The following is a 20,335-nucleotide window of genomic DNA, read 5'->3' as shown; positions in this document are numbered from 1 at the left end:
AATATGTGCTCTGGCGGCTAACTTATTGAAATTATATTTACTATTTATTATCAGTTGTAATTTTAGGGCCAGCTTGCTGCGCAGTGGCTGCCACTTGCATCGCTATAGATTCAGGCGTAGAGTTTAACCACTTATATTGGCTGTTAAGTCTTTTTTTAATCGGAATTAGTAATGAAACGTTTGCCCAGTATTAAACAGTTGCAGTATGTGCTGGCGCTGCACGAGCATCAGCACTTTGGTCGTGCTGCTGATGCCTGCTATATCGGTCAGTCTACGCTAAGTGCTGCTATTGCCAATTTAGAAGAAACCATGCAGGCGCAGCTGTTAGAGCGGGATCACAAAACCTTTATTTTTACGGCGCTGGGGGAAGATGTCGTACGCCAGGCGCGGCACATTATTGAACAATGCGAAGAGCTGACCGAGTTTGCCAAGTGCCAGGGCAAACCGATGACCGGGCCGTTCCGCTTGGGCTGTATACCGACTATTGCACCCTTTGTGCTCAGTGAAGTTATGACACTGTGCCGCGAGCGGTACCCCGATTTACAGCTGTTGTTGCGTGAAGATACCTCAGAGAATTCATTGCATGGCCTGGCTGAAGGCCGGCTGGATATGGTGTTACTGGCGTTGCCCTATGAAACCGGTGCTTTTCATACCGAAGTACTGGCGCAGGATGCGTTTAAACTGGTGCTGCACCAGGATTGGTTGGACAGGGGCTTTAATAAAGATATCAGCCAATGGCCGGACGAAAGCATCTTTTTACTGGAGCGCGAGCATTGTTTAACCAACCATGCGGTAAAGGCCTGCGAGCTGGAAGACAGCCGTAAAGTAAACCCGTTTTTTGCCACCAGTCTGCATACGCTAACCCAGATGGTAAACAATAAGCTGGGCGTTACTTTTATGCCGCAAATGGCGATTAACAGTGGTGTACTGGATGGCACCGGCCTGATAGCGCAAGCCCCCGGTAATGCTGCTGCCTACCGCGATATTGGTGTGGCCTGGCGCCCCACGTCCACCAAAGCGCGCAGCTACCGGCTAATGGCTGATTTGATCACTGAAGTGTTACAACAAAAGTGCCGTTAAAGCCCTTGTTCTGCTAAAATGCCGGCTGTTTTTTTACAGCCGTGCCCTCTGGTCGGTAAAGCCAAGGAATCTCCAATGCAAGTTAAAGACTTTTCATTCGAACTGCCCGGGCAGCTTATTGCCCGTTTTCCCAAAGCCGAGCGTTCATCCAGCCGTTTGCTGGCGATGGATAAACACAGCGGCGAGTTACAACATCATATTTTTAAAGATTTAGCCGGGTTTTTACAGCCCGGGGATTTGCTGGTATTTAACAATACCAAGGTAATACCGGCGCGCTTGTTCGGCCAAAAAGCCTCCGGTGGCAAAGTGGAGGTGCTGGTAGAGCGCATGCTGGATAATAAGCGTTTTCTGGCGCATGTTCGTGCCAGCAAATCACCAAAGCCAGGTACGGTATTAGTGCTGGAAAACAGTGCACAAGTGCGGATGAATCAGCGCCACGACGAACTGTTTGAGCTCGAAGTACTTAGCGACGAGCCGGTGTTGGCGATGCTGGAACGCCTGGGCCATATGCCGCTGCCGCCTTATATTGACCGTCCGGATAACGAAGAAGATAAAGCGCGTTATCAAACGGTGTATAACGAAAAGCCGGGTGCGGTAGCCGCGCCCACCGCAGGTTTGCACTTTGACCAGCCGCTGTTAGATAAGCTGAAAAATAAAGGTGTGGAGTTTGCTTATATTACGCTGCACGTTGGTGCCGGCACGTTTCAACCGGTGCGGGTGGATAACGTGCTGGAGCATAAAATGCACGCCGAATACATTGAAGTGCCGCAAAATGTGGTAGATGCAATTGCAGCATGCAAAGCGCGCGGTAACCGCGTGGTAGCGGTGGGCACTACGTCGGTACGTTCACTGGAATCGGCTGCACAACAGGGCGGCGGCAAGCTGGTGGCTTATAACGGCGATACGCAGATTTTTATCTATCCTGGTTATGAGTTTAAGGTGATTGATGCACTGATCACTAATTTTCACTTGCCGGAATCTACGTTGATTATGCTGGTATCAGCCTTCAGCAGCCGCGAAAATGTAATAAATGCCTACAAAACGGCGGTTGCAGAACAATACCGGTTTTACTCCTACGGCGATGCGATGTTTATTCGTTAACGTTGCAAAAGCTGGCTGAGTCCGGAGGCCTGAATAGGTTTAGCTCGCCGCCAGCAGAGCGGGGGCCGGGTGTTCTTATGCAGCAGCGGCAGGGATGCCGCGGAGGCTGAGACAGCACAGGGATGTGCTGTTGAAGGCGGCGAAATAAGAATTTCCCGGCACCTGCAGTTGCACAACAACACCCTGCCATAGCCTTGATAGTCAGCTGAGGCACCATCCGCTTTGTTCAGCTTAGCTTCTGTCACTTAAGCTGCTATAATCGGCGGCGCAAAAAAGCCGGACTGTTTCTCCGGCGTATGAGGATAGTAATGAAATTTGAATTAGATACTACAGATGGCAAGGCCCGCCGCGGCCGGCTGATTTTTGAGCGTGGCGTGGTAGAAACGCCGGCTTTTATGCCGGTTGGCACCTACGGCACGGTAAAAGGCATGACACCGGAAGAGCTGGACGCTACCGGGGCACAAATTTGCCTTGGTAACACTTTTCACTTAATGCTGCGCCCGGGCACTGAGATCATCAAAAAGCACGGTGACCTGCACGACTTTATGCACTGGCACAAGCCTATTTTGACCGACTCCGGCGGTTTCCAGGTATTCAGCCTGGGCGAGTTGCGTAAAATTACTGAAGAAGGTGTTAAATTTCGCTCACCATTAAACGGCGAGCGCATTATGTTAACGCCGGAACGCTCAATGGAAGTGCAGCGCGATTTAGGCTCGGATATCGTAATGATTTTCGACGAATGCACGCCGTACCCTGCCACCGAGCAGGAAGCGAAAAAGTCTATGGAAATGTCATTGCGCTGGGCTAAACGCAGCAAAGAAGCGCATGGCGATAACCCGGCGGCATTGTTTGGTATTATTCAGGGCGGTATGTACCCGAACCTGCGCGATGTGTCGCTGAATGGTTTGGAAGATATTGGCTTTGATGGTTATGCCATTGGTGGTTTGTCGGTCGGTGAGCCTAAAGCCGATATGATCCGCATTTTAAACCACACTACCGGCCAAATGCCGGCGCATAAGCCGCGTTATTTAATGGGCGTGGGCAAGCCGGAAGATATCGTTGAGGCCGTGCGTCGTGGCATTGATATGTTCGATTGTGTTATGCCGACCCGTAATGCGCGTAATGGTCATTTGTTTGTCAGCACAGGTGTGGTAAAAATCCGCAACGCCAAATACAAAGATGATATTGGCCCGTTAGACGCAGAATGCGACTGTTACACTTGTAAAAATTATTCCCGTGCATATCTACACCATTTGGACCGTTGTAATGAAATTCAGGGTGCCAGATTAAATACCATGCACAATTTGCATCACTATCAGAAATTGATGCAAGGATTGCGCGCGGCTATTGCCGCTGGTAACCTGGAGCAGTTTGTCGAACAATTTTATGCAAAACGTGGCCTGCCGGTTCCGGCATTGCACGCGGTTGATACCAATACAGAACAACATTAATCACAATTAAGGGGACACAAATGAGTTTATTAATCAGCAACGCCTATGCCGACGTAGCCAGCCAGCCAGCCCAAGGCGGCGGTTGGGATCTTATTATTATGTTGGTGGCGTTTGGTTTGATCTTCTACTTCCTGATCTACCGTCCGCAAGCCAAGCGCGTTAAAGATCACCGTAATCTGATGTCTGCACTGGGTAAAGGCGATGAAGTATTAACTCAGGGTGGCCTGGTTGGCCGCATCAGCAAAATTGCTGAAGATAAAGATTTCGTGGTTATTGCCCTGAATGACAGCACTGAAGTGACAGTGCAAAAAGCGGCGATCAGCGCTGTACTGCCAAAAGGCACGCTGAAATCTCTGTAAGGCAGAAGAAAGGATAAACAGGTGTTAAATCAAAACCCCGTTTGGCGCTACTTTTTGGTGCTCGGCATGTTATTGCTGGCTCTGGTGTATGCCTTGCCAAATTTATACCCGGAAGACCCGGCGCTGAATATCAGCGCCACCCGTGGCGGTACTGTAGCGGAGCAAACCCGTGAGCAGCTGGAGCAAAGCTTCAGTGCAGCCGGTATAGCGGCAAAATCGGTGGTGTTAGAGAACGGCCAGTTGCTGGCACGCTTTAACAGCACTGAAGATCAGCTGCAGGCGCGCGAAATTGCCAGCCAGCAATTGGGTGCTAACTACATTACGGCGCTTAATCTGGCACCGGCAACGCCGGATTGGCTGGCGGCAATCGGTGCTTCACCGATGAAGCTCGGCCTGGACTTACGTGGTGGTGTGCACTTTTTGATGGCCGTCGATATGAAAGCGGCGCTGGATAAAAACCTGAACGATATGGTGCAAACCTTTCGGGCAGACTTGCGTGAGGATAAAATCCGTTACCGCAGTATTCAGGCAGACACGGCCAGCGGCCAGGTGCAGGTATTGCTGCGCTCGGCAGAAGATGTGGTTGCAACCGAGGCCGCGTTAAAAAAGCGTGACCGTGAGCTGGTATTCAGCCCCGGCAGCGATGACTTAACGTTGCTGGTCAGCATCAGTGAAATTCGCTTAAAAGAAATTCGTGAATACGCACTGGAGCAAAACATCACTATTATCCGTAACCGGGTCAATGAAATTGGTGTTGCTGAACCATTAGTGCAACGTCAGGGCGCAGACCGCATTGTAGTGCAACTGCCTGGTGTACAAGACACCGCTACCGCGAAAGAAATCCTTGGTGCTACCGCATCACTGGAGTTTCGTCTGGTAGATGAAGAGGGCGATTTAGCCGCAGCCTTAGAAGGCCGTGTACCGTTAAATGCAGAGCTGTATTACACCCGCGATGGCCGTCCGGTATTGCTGGAAAAACGCATTATGCTAACCGGAGAACACATTACCGGCGCTAATTCAGCGTTTGATGAATACAGCCGGCCGCAGGTTAGTATTAAGCTGGATGCCAAAGGCGGCAATATGTTATCTGCGGCTACGCGCGATGCCATTGGCCGGCGTATGGCGTCGGTGTTTATTGAATATAAACCCGGCACCGAGCTTGGTCCGGATGGTAACCCTGTGCTGATTAAACAGCAGGAAGTGATAAATGACGCCACCATCCAGGCACGTTTAGGCCGTGATTTCCGCATTACCGGTATCGACTCACCGGGTGAAGCGCAAAACCTGGCCACCTTGCTGCGTGCCGGTGCCTTAATTGCACCTATTCAGATTATTGAAGAGCGCACCATAGGCCCAAGCCTGGGTAAAGAGAACATCGAGCTTGGTACCACGGCTATCTTCTGGGGTATGATTTGTGTGCTGGTCTTTATGGTGATTTACTACAAAGCCTTTGGCTTGGTGGCTAACCTGGCGCTGGTAGCCAACCTGGTGTTAATTGTTGGCGTCATGTCGATGATCCCGGGCGCAACCCTTACCTTACCCGGTATGGCCGGTATCGTATTAACTGTTGGTATGGCGGTTGATGCTAACGTGCTGATATTTGAGCGCATCCGCGAGGAATTAGCCGACGGGCGTTCTGTGCAGCAAGCGATCCACCATGGCTACGACCGTGCCTTTGCTACTATTGCCGACTCTAATATTACTACCTTATTAGTGGCGTTAATTCTGTTCGGTATCGGTACCGGGCCGGTAAAAGGCTTTGCAGTAACCCTGGCCATTGGTATTTTAACGTCAATATTCACCGCCGTTGTCGGTACCCGTTTATTGGTTAATTTGTTCTGGGGTGGCCGCCGCGTGCAGTCGCTGCCAATATAAGGGGCATGCAATGAGAATATTTTCCTTTAGCCAGCCGCTGAATTTTATGCGGTTAAAATGGCCGGCTATAGTGCTGTCTACTTTGTTGATCTTAGGCTCGTTGTTTTCCTTTGCGACTAAAGGCATCAACTGGGGCCTGGATTTTACCGGTGGTACCGTAATCGAAGTGGGCTTTGCCCAGCCTGCGAATTTACCGGCCGTAAGGCAAACCCTGACAGACGCCGGTTATGGCGATGCCGTAGTGCAGTTGTTTGGCACCAGCCGTGATGTGTTAATCCGCATTCCGCTGCGCACCGATGTTGACCAGTCAGCATTGGGCGACAGTGTTATAAAGGCACTTAACGCGGCAGAAACTGAGCCGGTTACCATGCGCCGTATCGAGTTTGTTGGTCCAAGCGTAGGTGAAGAGTTAAAAGAAGATGGCGGCCTGGCGATGCTGGTGGCGCTGATCGGTATTTTGCTTTACGTTACCATGCGCTTTGAATGGCGTTTATCGGTGGGCGCTGTAATGGCCTTGTTCCACGACGTGACGCTAACCATGGGCTTGTTTTCGGTGTTGCAGTTAGAGTTTGATTTAACTGTGCTGGCGGCGATATTAGCGCTGATAGGTTATTCGATTAACGACACCATAGTGGTATTCGACCGTATTCGTGAAAGTTTTCGCAAACTGCGTGATACCAGCGTGGATGACACTATTAACGACGCCATTACCTCAACCCTGAACCGCACCGTAATCACCTCGTTAACTACAGTGTTAGTGTTGGTGGTGTTGTTTTATATGGGCGGGGCGTTAATTCATGGTTTTGCTACGGCGTTATTGTTTGGTATTGCCATTGGTACTTACTCTTCTATCTATGTCGCCAGTGCGATAGCAGAAATTCTCGGCATCAGCCGCGAAGATATGCTGCCGCCACCGCCGGTAGAAAAAGAAGGTGAAAATACCGACGCCTTGCTGTAAATCAGTAGCTAAAGATGCTAAAAATGCCGGTCACTGACCGGCATTTTTGTTTTTTGCGCCGCCATATTAGGGAGCAACAGTATGAGCAAACAACACGCACCGGGTTTTATTGCCCTGGTAGAACAAGCCAAAGCGCAGATTAACGAAATTGGCATCACTGAGTTGCTGCAGCACAACCAGCCTTATGTGTTGCTGGACATCCGCGAGGACCATGAATGGGCCGCCGGCCATTTGCCTGAGGCGATGCATTTGGGCAAAGGTATTATCGAACGTGATATTGAGCAAACGGTAGCTGATAAAAAGCAAAAGCTGGTGTTGTACTGCGGCGGCGGTTACCGCTCAGCGTTATCGGCGCAAACGCTGCAGCAGATGGGCTATCAAAATGTGTTTAGTTTAGCCGGTGGTTATCGGGAGTGGTGTGAACGTAAGCTACCGGTAGAAGTACCGGCCGGTAAATGAGGATGTTATCAATGTGGTTAAAAACAGGGCTTTACGCCGCGGCGCTATGGTTTACCTTAGGTGTGCAGGCACAAACCTCGGTATGGCAGGTTAGCAAAGCTGAGCAAACATTATATATCGCCGGTACAGTGCATTTGTTACCGCCACAGCAGTTTCCATTGCCGGCGGAATTTGCCACGGCTTACCGGCAAGCCGATACGCTGGTTTTTGAAACCGATGTGCGCGAGTTGGAAACGCCGCAGGGCATGCAACTGCTGATGCAGCAGGCGATGTACAAAGATGGCCGTAAGCTCAATGGCGTATTATCGGCAGCAACCTATAAGCAGTTACAGCAATATGCCAATACCCAGGGCGTCGATTTGGCGCCGTTGAACGGCTTTAAGCCGGATTTTGTGTTGTTAACCTTAATGCAGGTTGCGTTGCAAAAGGCCGGCATGGCCGGTGAGGGCGTCGATATGTATTTCCTCAAACAAGCGCTGGCTGATAATAAGCCATTGCTGTTTCTGGAAACGGTAGAACAGCAGCTGGGTATGCTGCTGAACATATCCGCCAACAATGAAGATGCCTTCGTGCAGCAAAATTTGGCGCAGTTGTCGGAGTTAGAAACAGAGTTAAATAAAATTATTGCCGCCTGGCGCAGTGGTGATACCGGCGCTATGGCAGAGTTGGCGATGGCCTTTACCGATACGCCGGAAGGTAAGCAGTTTTACGAGGCGTTACTGGTGCAGCGCAATAAAAACTGGCTGCCACAAATACAGCAAATGCTGGCCACGCCGGAAGTAGAGCTGGTATTAGTCGGGGCTTTGCATCTGGCGGGTGAGAGTAATGTACTGCAATTGCTGCGGGAGCAAGGCTATAACATCACGCAGTTATAGCTTTGCTTATAGCCCGGAACCCCGATGCGCAGCCGGCGGGGGCCACCGTCAGGTTACAACACCCGCTGTGCTCGCCACAGCAACTCACAAGCCATCCCTGGCTTGTTCAGACACTCTGTGGCTGCGCATCGGGGTTCTAACCTGTGCTGTCGCGGTGTTACACCGGACTTAGCGTGACAGGGTTTCGGTCAGGTGCGGACGAATACCTTTAAGCATGCCGGCCAGCACTTTCGGGCTGGCGGCAACAATGTTGCCACTGCGCAGTTGGTTATTACCACCAACAAAATCACACACCAGGCCACCGGCCTCGCGCACGATTAGCTCGCCTGCGGCGATATCCCACGGCTTTAAACCAATTTCAAAGAAACCATCAAAGCGGCCGGCAGCCACATAGGCTAAATCCAGCGCGGCAGAACCGGTGCGGCGGATGTCCGCGGCGTCGGTCAGTAAAGACGCTAACATCGCGCTGTGTGCCGGTAAGTGAGTTTTGTTTTTAAACGGGAAACCGGTAGCTAAAATAGTGCCCTGCATATCAGGCAGGTTGGTGACACGAATACGGGTACCGTTTAACTGGGCACCACGGCCACGGGATGCGGTAAACAGCTCGCCGCGCAGTGGATCAAAGATCACTGCCTGGTCTAACTTACCCTGATGTTTTAACGCGATAGACACCGCAAAGTGCGGAATGCCTTTAATAAAGTTGGTGGTACCGTCCAGTGGGTCAATGATCCATTGAAACTCACTGTCGTTATTACCGTAATCACCATGCTCTTCGCCGACGATACCGTGGGTCGGGAACGATTTTTGTAACACCTGAACAATAGCTTGTTCGGCTTCTCTGTCGACATTGGTGACAAAGTCGTTAGTGCCTTTTTGTACTTTCTGTACCATATCTAACTGGCCACAGGCACGAGCGATCACGTTACCGGCGCTGCGGGCAGCGCGAACCGCGATGTTTAACATCGGATGCATAGCAATTACCTTATTTTGAAAAGAGCTGTGTAAATTTCGGTCAAAAGAGCGGCGCACATTGTAACGGCTGGCACGCAAAAGTAAAGGTAAAACCACTGCCGCCAGGTAATTTCAGCTGTTTATGTTTGCTTACAATGCCGTATTCAGCTGGTGTAAGTTTTAGTATAAACTCAGGTTAATTATTCAGATATGATTCAGCCCGGCGCGCCTACATTGAATGAGCGCTTAAGTGTCGTGAGATCAGCACAGAGGATACCCAAGATGAAAACCCTGTTAATCAGCTCAGTGGCCGTTGTCAGCTTAGTATTAGGCGGTTGCGGCGCGGTGCACACTGCCGTAGCCAAACGTAATTTAGACGTACAAACCAAAATGAGCAGCTCTATTTTTCTTGACCCGGTAGAGCCGGAGCAGCGCACGGTGTTTGTTGATATCCGCAATACCTCCGATAAACCGGAATTTGATTTAAAACCTCAGGTTATTCAAAGCCTGCAGGCGCGCGGCTACCAGGTTATTGATAGTCCGTCACGGGCAAACTATTGGCTGCAGGCCAATGTATTACAGGTTGGCCGCAGTAATGCGCGTGCTACCAACGGTGCGCTGGCGGCAGGCCCGGGCATTGCAGGTGGTGCGGTATCAGGTTATGCCATTCACCGTGCTACCGGCGGCAGCTCGGGTGGTGGTGGCGCAATTGGTGCCGTAGTTGGTGGTGCTGTAGTGGGAACCGTGGTTGATGCGATGGTAGAAGATGTGTACTACAGCGTGATTACCGATATTCAGATTATGGAACGCTTTGATGGCACCGTGCGCGAAAGCTCAGAGCATCAGCTGATCCAGGGCGACAGTGGCAGCACTACTTCCAGTTATCAGCGCCAGAGTGATATGCGCAAATATCAAACCCGCGTAGTCAGCTTTGCCAATCAGGCTAACTTAAAGTGGCCGGAAGCCGAGCCGGAGCTGACCCAAGGCATGGTGCGGGCGCTGGCCGGTTTATTCTAAATGCGTATAGCTTTCCTGCTGCTGGCGGTATGGCTGCTGTCGGCTTGTACTGCAGTACATACCTCGGTGGCAAAGCGCAACCTGGATGTACAAACGCGCATGAGCCAAACAGTGTATCTGGATCCGGTGGAGCCGGAGCAGCGCACCATTTTTCTCGATATTCGCCAAACTGCAGCAGAGTACCAATTACCGCTGGGCGACGATGTGCGCAACTTTATGCTGACTCGTGGTTATCAGCTGGTAGATTCGCCTATTAACGCGCAGTACTGGTTACAGGTGAATGTGCGTACGGTATTAAAAGAACGGCCGGATAAAGTGCTGGCCGACGAGTACGGCATGACCGCAGACGAAGTACAGCAGTTGCTGGATCCGGGTATGGCACCACCGCCACCAGCGGAAACACCGCAGCAGCGTAATGACCGCTATAACCGCAATGCCGCGGTATTTGTGGATACCTCTGTCGGCACCAATATCGACGGCAAAGACATTGCCCGCGCTTTAGTGGTGTTGGCTGCCTTTGCCGGCGCCGAGTACATCGGTAACCAGTTGGTGCAGGACAAATACTACACCATGCTGACCGATATTCAGATTGCCGAGCGCATCGCACCGGACTCCGCGCAAAAAGTGCAGGAATACAGCGAGCATCAGCTACGCCAGGGCGACAGTGGTGCTTTTGAGCAGTTATGGCAACGTGATACTGATATGCGTAAGTATCAGGTAAAAGTGGTCAGCTTCGCTAATAAGGCTAACCTTAGCTGGCAAGATGCCGAGCAACCACTGCACCAGGGGCTGCTGCGCTCCTTGGCCGGCATTTTTTAGCCTGCACAGTTCAATACTACCAATACTGCTCTACGGTAATATTGCCGGGCTCGCGGCGCAGGTTTTTCTTTAAGCCCATACTTTCCAGCATCGCTTTGGTATCTTTAATCATTTCGGGGTTGCCGCATAGCATGACCTGCGAGCGGTTGGTAAGTGGTTGCTTACATATTGCTTGCAGCTCGCCGCTTTGTATCAGCTGCGGCAGGCGTTGCTGCGGTACGCCGGTCATCGGCTCACGGGTTACTATGGGTTGGTAGTGCAGTTGGCCCGGGTATTGATGCTGATACTGCTGAATAAGCTCGCGGTAGGCCAAATCGGCGATAGTGCGCACACTGTGCACCAATACGATATGTTTAAAACGCTGCCACAGGTTATGCGTGCCCAGCATAGATAAATAGGGCCCGATACCGGTGCCGCTGGAGATCAGCCACAGGTTGTCGCCGTCGGGTACTTCATCCAGTACAAAAAAGCCGGAAGCCGGCTGGCTTATTTCCAGCGTATCGCCCATTTTCAGCTGTTGCAGCAGCGGTGACAGTTTGCCGCCGGCCACAGTACTGACTAAAAATTCCTGCTCGCTACTTCCCGGGCTGTTCACCAGCGAATAGGCACGCTGCACACGGCCGTCCGGCGTATTCAGCCCCAGCCGGACAAATTGCCCGGCGGTAAATTCAAAGGCGGGTGTTTGCAGTTTAATGCTGAACAAATTGGCATGCCAATGCAGGTTGTCGGTTACTGTACCGCTAAGCCATTGCGCCATAATTGGTTTCCTTAAATCTGCTCTGGCTCAAGCCTGGCAAAGTTGCCGCGATATTCAAGCCGTATTGTTGCAGTTGTTAAAAGTAAAAGGGGCTAAACTAATGCCCGACAGCATGTTATGTTGTGCAACAAACCAACAATTACAAGTAGCTATGAGCGACACTTTCTTCTTTGCTGACTGGCAGGTAGACCCTGCCGCCAACAGCCTGCGCCGCGGCAAGCAGCTTATTCAGCTCGAGCCCAAAGCCATGGATGTACTGCTGTTGCTGTGCCGTCACGCCGGCGAGGTGCTTAGCAGCGATGATATTGTGCGTGAATGCTGGCCGGATACCGACACCGGTGATAACCCGCTGCATAAAACCATCACCCAGCTGCGCAAGGCGCTGGGCGATAACGCTACTAATCCGGTTTATATTGAAACCATCCGTAAGCGCGGTTACCGCACCCTGGCTGAAGTGCGCTTTCCGCTGGGACAACAGCAAAGTGTGCAGGCGCAAAGCTGGCAGCAGGGCTCGCCGTTTCCGGGCTTACAGGCTTACGATGCGCGCTATGCCAGCGTATTTTTTGGCCGCGGTATCCAAATAAACACCTTACTTAGCCGCATCGCGCAACAAATTAAATATGGCCGCGATTGTTGTTTGTTGCTTGGCCCCAGCGGCAGCGGTAAATCTTCATTAATAAATGCCGGTGTTATGCCTAACCTGATGCAGCAGGGCGGCTATAACGGTGTTGAGGTGTTGTCATTCAGCAGTCTGGACTTGGCCGATGTGGCCGCCGGACAATTGCTCACCGATTTAGCCGGCAGCATGCTGGATTGGGAACTTAATGAACAGCCGGTATTTGCCGGCGACAGCGCGCAAAGCCTGGCGGCACTGTTGGCAACAGATCCACAACAGGTGATGCAGCGTTGCCTGCAGCAATTGCCGAAAAACGCGCAGACCAAGCAGCGTTTTGCCTTGTTTGTCGATCGCTTAGAGGTGCTGTTGTCGTCGCCGTTGTTCAGTGCACAGCAACGCACAGACTTTGTTGCGCTGTTGGAGCAACTGGCCACCAGCGGCGCGGTATTGGTGTTAAGCGCATGCCGCAACGAGTTTTATCCACTGCTGGTCGATTACCCCAGCCTGATCGCCGGTAAAGCCAAAGGCGCGCACTTTGATTTGGCCGCGCCGGGCCGCGCCGATTTGCTGCAAATGATCCGCCTGCCGGCGCTGGCTGCCGGGCTGAGTTTTGATACCGACCCCGCTACCGCCATGGGACTGGATGAAATGCTCTGCACTGAAGCGGCCAGTAACCCCGATGCCTTGCCGATGTTGCAATACACGCTGCAGCAGTTGTATTTACAGCGCAGCGCCGATAACAAGCTGCTGTTGCCGGTGTATAAAGCGCTGGGCGGTATAGAGGGCGCTATAGGTAAAAATGCTGAGCAGGCTATTAAAGGCTTAAGCAAAGTCGAGCAAGACAGCCTGCCGCGGGTGTTATCAATGCTGGTAACCCTGCGCGAGGACGAAAAAAGCATTACCAGCCGCAGCGGCCGCGTGCAACAGCTGCAAACTGACGCTGAGCGCACTCTGGTGCAAACCATGGTAGAGCAACGCTTGTTTGTGTCGCACCTGCAAAATGGCGAGCCGTGCTTTAGTATCGCGCACGAAGCATTACTTCGGCGCTGGCCGCGCGCCACCGCCTGGATTAGCGAACACCATGACAGCTTAAGCGTAAAAAGCCGGTTGCAGCATTTAACCCAGCGCTGGCTGGCCGAGCAACAAAACAGCGCCTATTTACTGGCCGACGGCAAACCGCTGCAGGAGGCGCAAACCCTGCTGGCGAACAGCTTGTTTTCGCTGGAAGCCGACGAGCGGCGTTTTATTCAGGTTTCTGCCAATAAAGCCGGGCTTAAGCGCTGGACGCGGCGCGGTACCATTGCCTTGTTGTGTCTGCTTACCTTTACCGCTGTCAGCATGAGTTTCAGAAGTTTTAACGCAGAACAGCAAGCACAGCAAAAACGGCTGGCAGCAGAAAACCTGCTCGGTTTTATGGTCGGTGAATTTGCCGACAAATTGCGCAGCATCGGCCGGATGGATTTACTCGACGGTATCAGCAATAAAGCGCTGGAGTACTTTAGTGATTTCTCTTCCGCCAATGACCACTTAAGTGCAGAAGCGCGGTTAAAACACGGCCAAACCTTAGAAGCCATGGGCGAAGTGGCCTATTCACGCGGCAAAATGGATGAAGCCACCGCCGCCTTGCAAGCTGCCAGAACCAAGCTGTTATCGGTATTAGCCGAACAGCCGGATAATCTGGAATTATTAAAAACCCTCGGCGCTAACGCCTTTTGGCTCGGGCAAATACAATACGACGCCAGCAACTGGCAGGCGGTGCAGCCTGAATTTGAACTGTATTATCACTACAGCGAGCGCATGTATCAGCTGGCGCCGGACGATTTAGACGCCATTATGGAGCTATCCTACGCGACTAATTCATTAGGCTCGCTGGCGATGGAACTGCAGCAGTTTGATGTTGCAAGAAAGAATTTTGAAGAGTCGTTGCGGCTTAAATTGTTAGCGGCAAATCAACAGTCGGATAATGGGCAGCTAATCGCGGACATTGCTGATACCCGCTCTTGGTTGGCCAGTGCAGCTTTAGCTGAAGGGAATGTGCATTTAGCAATTAAAATTCATCAGGAATTGCTGGCTGAGTTGGTAAATATTAAAACAAAGCCGGAACCTTATTTGCTCGATATTTTGTCGAATAGCTACCAAAAACTTGCTGAGCTACTGATTCATCAAGGAAAAACAGTAAAAGCCCAAACTGTGTTTGCACAAGCAGACCGTGCTTTATCTCAAGCAATTGAGCAAGACCCTGAAAACAGCAGGTGGCTGAGAAATAAACATTTTCTTGATTACCAAAAGTTTAATATCAACCCTGGTTCAAGTGCCGCGCAGATTGAGCATAACCTTACTTTATTAACTGAGACATTAAATGCTCAAAAAAAGGTGCTTTCAAACACCAATATTAAAGATATAAAGGCAAGGCTTTGGCTCTCGACCGCAAAGCAACTCCAGGATATCGGTCAATTTGGGCTCAGTAAGAAATACGTCGATTTAGCTAGCGCTGCTTTCACTGGACTTACTGAACAGTACACACAAAACCATAATTACAGTGCCGCTTTAGCAGATAGTCAACTACTGCAAGCTAAAGCTTTGACGGCTGCCACCAAGCTCGATGCAGCGATAATTGTTTGTAATAAAGTCAAAGACCGTTTATCTGTAATCACAAGAAAAGATAAAGACCCGCGTTACAGCATTACTTATGCCAAGGCGCTGGATTGTCTGGGTGAGCTGGAAAGCTACCCTGAACTTATGACTATGCTGCAGCAAAACGGCATAGTAAATATTCGTTTTTAACCCCCAACCATAAGGAAATACGTTATGCCTTTAACTCAAGCTGCCAGCTTAATTCAGGTTATTATCAATCTGGAAAATGGTGAACCGGTATTTAGTTACCAAACTACCGGTGGCCAACCGTTACCCAACGGGGATGTTACCGTAACAGAAGCCGGTACTATTACTTATCAACTGGTGGACAATACCGGTAAAGGCCTGCGTTTTATTGGCGTCGGTTTTGTAACACCGTTTGACGGCATTATCGATGCTATTACCGTCAGTAGCGATGGCCAATTAGTGCAAATGCTGGATATGGACCGTAGCGCCGGTACCACCAAATTCCAGTTTGTGCTGACCAATACCACGAATACTTTGATGGTATTAAGCCCGGACCCGCAAGTTAAAAATGATCCAAAGTAATTTGAGGTTTATGGTTTGAAGTAATTCTGCTAATAAATAAAGCCCCGCAAGGGGCTTTTTAGTCTTTTAAAATCAAGTGATTAAATCAGAAGGTTGTCGGAAGGTTGTCGCAATTAGTAAAAGCTAAAGTTGGCAGCAGTTAAGCCACTTGAGCGAGATAACCTGATGAGCACATCACAACGCAAAACCAACCTGCAACCGTTGGCATTAAATGACGACAGCCTGTGGGCAGAGGATGGCGATATATCAGCCGGCATCGACCTCGGTGGTTTTATCCAGTATCTGGCTGAAGCGGTGCTGATTGTCAGCCCGGATGGTGTAATTGAATGCGCTAACGCCAAAGCGGCTTTATTGCTGAACTGCGTTGGCCAGCCGCTGATTGGCCGTAAGTGGCCGGAGTTTTTAGTTAAGCGTTGCCAACAGCAGTACGACGGCTTAGTAAAAATGGTAGCCAAACGTATTTTATCGCTGCAGGCCGGGCCGACGGAAATGGCGCTGCGCTGCGCCGACAACGCGATAAAGGATATTGAGCTGTCGGTATCGTTTTTACCGGACCCGGAACCGCGGTTGGTGCTGGTAATGCGTGATTTAACGTACTATAAAGCTGAATGTGAGCAACTGCGCCTGCAGGCCTCTACCGATGCGTTAACCGGGCTTGCGAACCGGCGCGGTTTTGACGAGCAGCTGCAACAACAATGGCAGCAATGCACCGATGCCCGCCGGCCGCTTAGCGTGGTGATTATCGATATCGACTTTTTTAAACAGTTTAACGACCGGTACGGCCATATTCAGGGTGATGCTTGTTTGCGCAAAGTAGCCGGTGCGATAGTGCAGGCAATGCCGGTCGATGCCAAGATGGCCGCTCGCTACGGCGGCGAAGAATTTGCGCTTATTCTGCCGAACCACAATGAAATTAAAGCGCTGCAGGTAGCACGCGACGTGCAGCAGGCGGTGCGGCAGTTACAGTTTACCGACGCCGGGTTACCTGCTTCACTTAGTGTCTCGGTAAGCCAGGGCGTGGCGACAGAAATTAACGGCCAGTACCGCACCAGTATGGCGCTGTTATGCGCGGCCGATACCGCGCTGTACCGCGCCAAGTCTGACGGCCGCGATTGCATTAATACCAGCAGCTGAGTGCCTGCGTATTGCATCGGGCCGTGTCAACTGCCGGGTAAACATCTGTAACAGAGTTGGCGGGCAGCTGGTTTTAGTTTGCCAGTAATGACGCCAGCATTTTTAAGCTCAGTAACAGCAGTAAAATGCCAAACAACCGCTTTAACGTCGCAACCGGCAGCTTATGCGCCAGCCTGGCACCAAGCGGTGCACAAATAAAACTGGCCACCGACATCAACACCACTGCCGGCAGATATACCAGGCCGACAATAAACGGCAGGTCGGCGCTGCTTTGGCTATTTAGCAGATAACCGGCGGTACCGGCAACTGAAATAGGTAAGCCGACTGCAGCAGAGGTGCCAATGGCTTTTTTAATGTCGATACTGCGCCAGCTAAGATAAGGCACGGTAAGTGAGCCGCCGCCGATAGACACCAGTGCCGAGATAGCGCCAATACCGGCACCCGCTGCAGCCAGTTCAGCTTTGCCGGCCTGCTTGCCGCCGGCGGTAGGGGTTTTGCCCCGTAGCATGGTAAAGGCAACATAACCCATAAACAGGGCAAAAAAGCCGGCCAGATACAGCGAGCTGATACGTGCCGCCAGAAAAGTGGCCGCAAAGGTACCCACTATTACACCGGGTGCCATTGCTTTCACAATCGGCCATAACACGCCCGCACGGGCATGATGTGCACGCATGCTCGACAGTGACGTCATTACTATGGTAGCCATAGAGGTACCAAGCGCCAGATGTACCACGGCATCGGCGCTTATGCCCTGCGCCAGGAAAATACCGGTAAGCAGCGGTACCATAATGCCGCCGCCGCCAATGCCCAGCAGGCCAGCCATCACCCCGGCAAAACTACCCAATGCTAAAAAAGCCAGTATCCACTCAATTGCCATCTTTGCTCTCCAACTAAAACTGGCTGCAACATACCCTGTATTAATTAAGCAGGCAAAAAAATCTCAACCGGTGCAGTCTGGCCGCAGCCCCGGAAGCGGCAATTATTATTTGTAGTCATAAATTTGTTTTGTCGTGGCAAAATCAGGCTAACGGCCGGTATTGCAGCAAGGCTGACGGCCGCGACTGTAGCAATGCCGGTAGTTAATTAACAATGCCCGGCTTAGCCGGGCATATGTTACCTCGCCGCAGGCTGCGGGGTGTCAGAGGGTGTTTTTGTAAATCTTGCCGTCCTTGATAATTAACTTCAGGCTTTGTTCCGGTGTGGCCAGCAAATTAATATTGGCCAGTGGATCGCCGTCTACCAGCAGTAAATCGGCCAATGCACCTTGCTCTACCACACCCAGTTTACCTTTGTAAGGGCTGCGCGGGCCGGATAATGCCAGCAGCCGGGCGTTAACATTAGTGGCCATTGTCAGCACTTCAAACGGCGTGTACCAGCGCGTCATTTTAACTAACTGCGCGCCCTGGTTGGCGGTTAGTTTGGCATTAAACAGCGAATCGGTGCCCCAGGCTGTTTTTAATTTATATTTTTTTGCCAGCGCAATGGCGTTTTCTGTGCCCTGTGTCATCAGTAATTGTTTGGCGCGGTTTTCTGAGCCCTCAGGGTGGGGATTGGCAAACTCATCATCTAAAAATGGCTGAATGCTAAGCCAGGTGCCGGTTTTGGCCATCAGCTTTGCTGTGGGCTCGTCAATCATCTGGCCATGGTCTATTACCTTAACCCCGGCTTTAATGGCGGTTTGTATCGCCCGTGGCGTATAGGCATGCACGGTTACATAGGTACCCCAGTTTTCTGCTGCAGCAACTGCGGCTTTAAATTCGGCGTCGGTGTACTGGGTAACATCCAGCGGGTCAAAATTAGACGACACGCCACCACCGGCGGCCAGTTTTATTTGCGAAGCGCCCAACATCAGCTGTTCACGCGCCCGTCTTAATACTTCATCTGCACCGTCGGCAATGGCGGCGCCGCCGGCAATTTCGGAGTAATGCAATTTATCTGATGCAGCCCGTGGCAATTCATGTAACTGGCGCTAATCGCCGTGGCCACTGGTTTGCGAGATCATCGCGCCGGAGGGCCAAATTCGCGGCCCGATAATTAAACCATCGTCTATACCGCGTTTGATACTAAACACCGGCCCGGCCAGATCCCGCACACTGGTAAAGCCGCGCAGCAGCGCGTTTTTAGCTTCGCGTGCCGCCACCAGATTAACGTAACCTTCAGGCCCGTTTAAGGCCACATGCAGCGGTGTTGCTGTCATCATCATATGAAAATGCGCATCAATCAGCCCGGGCATTAAGGTGCGGCCACCGGCATCAATAACAAGGGTGCCGGCTGCTGTGGTAATGGGATCTGCGCTGATTTGCGCAATAAGGTTGCCGCTTAGCAGTACGTTAGAAGGCGCCGACAGTTTATTGTTTTTACCGTCAAAAATGCGCACATCGCGCAGCAGAATATCCTCTGCTGCAGCTTGCTGTGGCACAGCAGCAAACAGGCTGCTGAATAATATAAGCTGTACAATTATTTGGCGTAGTGGCTGCATTTAAGCCCTCCGTGTTTGGCTAAGATAAATTCGTGATGCTGTAGCAGATAACAACAGCGCTGCAGGTTGTCACTTAATGCAGTGTAGACGGCAAAACCGGCAGTGCTGCAGTATGTTTCAAGGTTTTTAATCTGTTGAGCTAACGAGCTTAATGTCATAAATTTGCCTTATCGCCGTGCTATAACTGCGCCGCTATGAATAAATACATCTATTTTTTACGCCATGCTACTGCAGAAGTTATCCGGCCGAATCAGCTGGATATAGATCGCTGCCTGGTAGAAAAAGGCCGGTTGCAGGCGCGTCGTGTGGCGGCTTTTATGCAGCGCCATGCTATTGCGCCCACGGCTGTATTCAGCAGCCCTTATCCAAGGGCGATGCAAACCGCTGCTATAGTGGCCAAAGAAGCCGCGCTTGGCGCGGTGCAGGAATACCCCTGGTTGGCGTTGGGTACCGCCAGCCGGGAGGCAAAAGCACAGTTGCAGCAACTGCTGCCCGACTTACCGCAGCACAGTTTGCTGGTAGGGCACGAGCCGGACTTTTCTGCTTTGATCAGCTTATTGCTGGGTAGCGAAACCGGCTTGCTTAATGTGCGCAAAGCGTCATTAAGTTGTGTTAGCTACTGCAGCGACACTCAGCAGGCGGAATTGCAATGGTCGGTACCGGCGCGCTTTATGTAGTGCCGGAGTCAACGCAGTGAGCCGGCTTGTGTTTATCGCGCCGGCACGGCACAGTAACCCTCAGGCAGTCCTCAGCTTATTCACCTATGTCAGATTTACTATTTGTTTACGGCACCCTGCGGCAGAACGCGAATCACCCGATGCAGCAACTACTGGCACAGCATAGCCGTTTTATTGCCATGGCGCGCTATCAGGCCAGGCTTTATCAGGTAGATTATTATCCCGGTGCAGTAGCATCCAAAAATGCAGCCGATCAGGTGGTAGGGGAGCTGTATCAGCTGACACAGCCGAATCTTTTGTTGCCCGCGCTGGATAACTACGAAGAGTGCGGCCCGGGCTTTGCGCAGCCGCAGGAATACCGGCGTGAACAACAAAACATCATGCTGGAGAATGGCGACAGTATTACTGCCTGGGTGTATGTGTATAACCGAGATACGGCAGGGCTGAGACAAATTCAAAGCGGCGATTTTTTTGCGCAATAACTGCGTCGTTAAAAAAAGGCCGCAAAAGCGTAATGCCGATCAGATAAGAATTTTTCAGATCG

18 protein-coding genes and 1 pseudogene are annotated in these 20,335 nt (G+C 51.4%); 15 read left to right on the top strand and 4 right to left on the bottom strand.

Annotated features, from left to right (window positions below):
* The first annotated feature begins 171 nt into the window (after positions 1-171).
* The 8 genes from HRH59_RS12050 to HRH59_RS12015 all read left to right on the top strand — a co-directional run bounded on the left by HRH59_RS12050 (position 172) and on the right by HRH59_RS12015 (position 8,158).
* On the top strand, positions 172-1,080 hold the full coding sequence (locus tag HRH59_RS12050; protein WP_173501519.1) for a hydrogen peroxide-inducible genes activator: 909 nt from the start codon (positions 172-174) through the stop codon (positions 1,078-1,080).
* Between the two features lie 75 nt (positions 1,081-1,155).
* A complete protein-coding gene (gene queA / locus HRH59_RS12045; protein WP_173501518.1) occupies positions 1,156-2,181 on the top strand; it encodes a tRNA preQ1(34) S-adenosylmethionine ribosyltransferase-isomerase QueA in 1,026 nt (341 codons plus the stop codon).
* Between the two features lie 308 nt (positions 2,182-2,489).
* The gene (gene tgt, locus HRH59_RS12040; RefSeq protein ID WP_173501517.1) at positions 2,490-3,632 is read left to right on the top strand and encodes a tRNA guanosine(34) transglycosylase Tgt; all 1,143 of its coding nucleotides are present in this window, start codon (positions 2,490-2,492) and stop codon (positions 3,630-3,632) included.
* Between the two features lie 20 nt (positions 3,633-3,652).
* Positions 3,653-3,991 carry a preprotein translocase subunit YajC gene (gene yajC / locus HRH59_RS12035; RefSeq protein WP_173501516.1) on the top strand — a complete coding sequence of 113 codons (339 nt, stop codon included), beginning with the start codon at positions 3,653-3,655 and terminating at the stop codon, positions 3,989-3,991.
* 21 nt (positions 3,992-4,012) lie between these two features.
* On the top strand, positions 4,013-5,866 hold the full coding sequence (gene secD / locus HRH59_RS12030) for a protein translocase subunit SecD (protein ID WP_173501515.1): 1,854 nt from the start codon (positions 4,013-4,015) through the stop codon (positions 5,864-5,866).
* Positions 5,867-5,876: 10 nt separating this feature from the next.
* A complete protein-coding gene (secF, locus tag HRH59_RS12025; protein ID WP_173501514.1) occupies positions 5,877-6,824 on the top strand; it encodes a protein translocase subunit SecF in 948 nt (315 codons plus the stop codon).
* An 81-nt stretch (positions 6,825-6,905) separates the two neighbouring features.
* Positions 6,906-7,283: a rhodanese-like domain-containing protein gene (locus HRH59_RS12020; protein WP_173501513.1), complete on the top strand. Its 378-nt coding sequence runs from the start codon at positions 6,906-6,908 to the stop codon at positions 7,281-7,283.
* Positions 7,284-7,294: 11 nt separating this feature from the next.
* Positions 7,295-8,158: a TraB/GumN family protein gene (locus HRH59_RS12015; RefSeq protein ID WP_173501512.1), complete on the top strand. Its 864-nt coding sequence runs from the start codon at positions 7,295-7,297 to the stop codon at positions 8,156-8,158.
* A gap of 168 nt (positions 8,159-8,326) precedes the next feature.
* Here the strand turns inward: HRH59_RS12015 and suhB are convergent, their stop codons facing one another.
* Positions 8,327-9,130: an inositol-1-monophosphatase gene (suhB, locus tag HRH59_RS12010; protein ID WP_173501511.1), complete on the bottom strand. Its 804-nt coding sequence runs from the start codon at positions 9,128-9,130 to the stop codon at positions 8,327-8,329.
* Positions 9,131-9,391: 261 nt separating this feature from the next.
* Here suhB and HRH59_RS12005 point away from each other — a divergent pair, with 261 nt between their 5' ends.
* Together HRH59_RS12005 and traT are read left to right on the top strand one after the other, a co-directional pair.
* Entirely contained in the window at positions 9,392-10,126 is a 735-nt protein-coding gene (locus HRH59_RS12005; RefSeq protein WP_173501510.1) for a complement resistance protein TraT, read from the top strand.
* Positions 10,127-10,945 (top strand): complement resistance protein TraT, encoded by an 819-nt coding sequence (gene traT, locus HRH59_RS12000; RefSeq protein ID WP_173501509.1) that lies wholly within the window; start codon positions 10,127-10,129, stop codon positions 10,943-10,945. It begins immediately after the preceding gene.
* Positions 10,946-10,961: 16 nt separating this feature from the next.
* Here traT and HRH59_RS11995 read toward each other — a convergent pair whose 3' ends face one another.
* Entirely contained in the window at positions 10,962-11,702 is a 741-nt protein-coding gene (locus HRH59_RS11995; protein ID WP_173501508.1) for a ferredoxin--NADP reductase, read from the bottom strand.
* A 100-nt stretch (positions 11,703-11,802) separates the two neighbouring features.
* Between HRH59_RS11995 and HRH59_RS11990 the strand changes: the two genes are divergently transcribed.
* From HRH59_RS11990 to HRH59_RS11980, 3 genes are all read left to right on the top strand, one after another.
* On the top strand, positions 11,803-15,102 hold the full coding sequence (locus tag HRH59_RS11990) for an nSTAND1 domain-containing NTPase (RefSeq protein ID WP_231702485.1): 3,300 nt from the start codon (positions 11,803-11,805) through the stop codon (positions 15,100-15,102).
* Positions 15,103-15,126: 24 nt separating this feature from the next.
* Positions 15,127-15,501 carry a DP-EP family protein gene (locus HRH59_RS11985; protein ID WP_173501507.1) on the top strand — a complete coding sequence of 125 codons (375 nt, stop codon included), beginning with the start codon at positions 15,127-15,129 and terminating at the stop codon, positions 15,499-15,501.
* 165 nt (positions 15,502-15,666) lie between these two features.
* Positions 15,667-16,635 carry a sensor domain-containing diguanylate cyclase gene (locus HRH59_RS11980; RefSeq protein ID WP_173501506.1) on the top strand — a complete coding sequence of 323 codons (969 nt, stop codon included), beginning with the start codon at positions 15,667-15,669 and terminating at the stop codon, positions 16,633-16,635.
* A 73-nt stretch (positions 16,636-16,708) separates the two neighbouring features.
* Here HRH59_RS11980 and HRH59_RS11975 read toward each other — a convergent pair whose 3' ends face one another.
* Both HRH59_RS11975 and HRH59_RS11970 read right to left on the bottom strand, forming a co-directional pair.
* The gene (locus HRH59_RS11975; protein ID WP_173501505.1) at positions 16,709-17,512 is read right to left on the bottom strand and encodes a sulfite exporter TauE/SafE family protein; all 804 of its coding nucleotides are present in this window, start codon (positions 17,510-17,512) and stop codon (positions 16,709-16,711) included.
* A 261-nt stretch (positions 17,513-17,773) separates the two neighbouring features.
* A pseudogene (locus HRH59_RS11970) lies at positions 17,774-19,114 on the bottom strand (amidohydrolase family protein).
* A gap of 194 nt (positions 19,115-19,308) precedes the next feature.
* Between HRH59_RS11970 and HRH59_RS11965 the strand changes: the two are divergent.
* Positions 19,309-19,791: a SixA phosphatase family protein gene (locus HRH59_RS11965; RefSeq protein WP_173501504.1), complete on the top strand. Its 483-nt coding sequence runs from the start codon at positions 19,309-19,311 to the stop codon at positions 19,789-19,791.
* Positions 19,792-19,877: 86 nt separating this feature from the next.
* Complete coding sequence (locus tag HRH59_RS11960) at positions 19,878-20,273, top strand: gamma-glutamylcyclotransferase family protein (RefSeq protein ID WP_173501503.1); 396 nt, start codon at positions 19,878-19,880, stop codon at positions 20,271-20,273.
* The last annotated feature ends 62 nt before the right edge of the window (positions 20,274-20,335 follow it).

The sequence above is a fragment of the Rheinheimera lutimaris genome (genome assembly GCF_013283795.1).
GTDB lineage: Bacteria > Pseudomonadota > Gammaproteobacteria > Enterobacterales > Alteromonadaceae > Alishewanella > Alishewanella lutimaris.
The sequence above is the reverse complement of the archived record's forward strand: the minus strand, read 5'-3'. Positions and strand labels throughout refer to the sequence as shown.